2 pseudogenes are annotated in these 1449 nt (G+C 50.2%); one reads left to right on the forward strand and one right to left on the reverse strand.

Annotated features, from left to right (window positions below):
- Positions 1-642: pseudogene (locus ACOTYB_RS24735) on the forward strand (phage tail protein); the annotation flags it as partial.
- On the opposite strand, the pseudogene ACOTYB_RS24740 reads toward ACOTYB_RS24735, so the two are convergent.
- Positions 620-1449 (reverse strand): annotated as a pseudogene (locus ACOTYB_RS24740) (phage tail protein); the annotation flags it as partial. The pseudogenes ACOTYB_RS24735 and ACOTYB_RS24740 overlap by 23 nt on opposite strands.

Below are 1449 nucleotides of genomic sequence, written 5' to 3' on the forward strand. Positions count from 1 at the left end.
ATCGATGGCCGATTTTTAAGTAGCCCTTATGACGGTCCCTCAGCTACTGCTGTGTTTATGGGGATAAACTGTGCTCATAGTTCCGATTCATCCTACTGCTTTCAGCTTGGGGGACGAGGAAACCAGGGTATGTGGTGGAGGGCAAGAGAAAGCGCCTCATTCCTTCCATGGTTACGAGTTTATGACACTGGTAACACTACCAGAGCTAGTGACGGCACGTTAAAAGCAGCTTCCCCAGTAGTTAAACTGTATGCAGACGGTTCGTTTGAAACTAATAACGAATCAGAGGGCTGTACCGTAACTCGCATGAAAGCCGGAGAGTATCTGATCGAGGGCTGCATGGGTATGAATTCAGATGCGGCGTGGGGTGGGATTGATGGTGGCTTCGATATCCCTAAAGATCGTAATGGGCAGGCCCTAATCTGGCTTGACTATGAGGTTAATGCCGACGGATCAGTGCTCGTGAAAACATTCCACCGGGAATACCCGTCAGCACCGATATTTGCGAGGAACTCACGGGAAGGTTTCGTGGATGGCGAACCGGCCGATATTCCGGCCGATCAGTTTGTCAGTGTCCGTGTAGAGATGCCGCAAAACAGTATCTGGAATCAGCGTGCAGCTATGGCTGAAGTTTCTGATTGATCATCTGATTAAAGGCAGAATCATCAGGCATATCCAAGCGAACATCGATCCAGCTGTTCACCGGCACGTCCATCGGTTCCCCTTTTGTTTTGACGATCTCCCCTTCATCGCTCAGCATGTATTTTCGCTTAAACAGGCGGATAGTCAGCCCACCGCTTTCTGCCTGCTCTGCTTCAACAATCCCAAGCTCTCCCATGCCGCCTGGGTCCATTGGCGGCAGTAACTGCCATCCCTCTGACGCCAGGCCTGCCGAACCTCTCAGCACATAAACACCAACATCGACCCGGGAAATTTTGATTCCTTCAGCTTCGGTGTTCGCAGTACCGCAGCCGCACCATGCAAAACCATCCTCGGATATATCCGTGCGCTGGTTCTGTTCCTGAGAATTAACAATGCGAGCAACAGGTGAGGCCGCCTTTAGGGTGCCATCACTTGCTTTAGTCGTATTACCCGTTGAATATAATTTGACAGGTGAAAGCCACGTACCGCCTGCCTGTTTACGAATTGTGATATTTGCGGCTGACTGAGCTGACATTGCTTCATCGACCAGCATAAATCCGTAATTCGCACTATCTCCTCCTGAGGCCGCATTAGAACCGTTCCGATGGCGAACAGAAATATAGCTCCGCCATACATTATCATCAGTTATTCGGGCAGAACCTATTGTGGAAGGGTTGGTTGAAATATCATTAAACCAGCCAGTAGAAGATAAGGTTCCATCGATGTTGACACCAATTGCGGCCCCCCTGTTGCTACCCGTACCTCCCAGTGACACAGGCACGTAACCATTGCTGTCTACCAAACCGA

The sequence above is a fragment of the Enterobacter cloacae complex sp. IR5450 genome, from assembly GCF_049238665.1.
Taxonomy (GTDB): Bacteria; Pseudomonadota; Gammaproteobacteria; order Enterobacterales; family Enterobacteriaceae; genus Enterobacter; species Enterobacter hormaechei_C.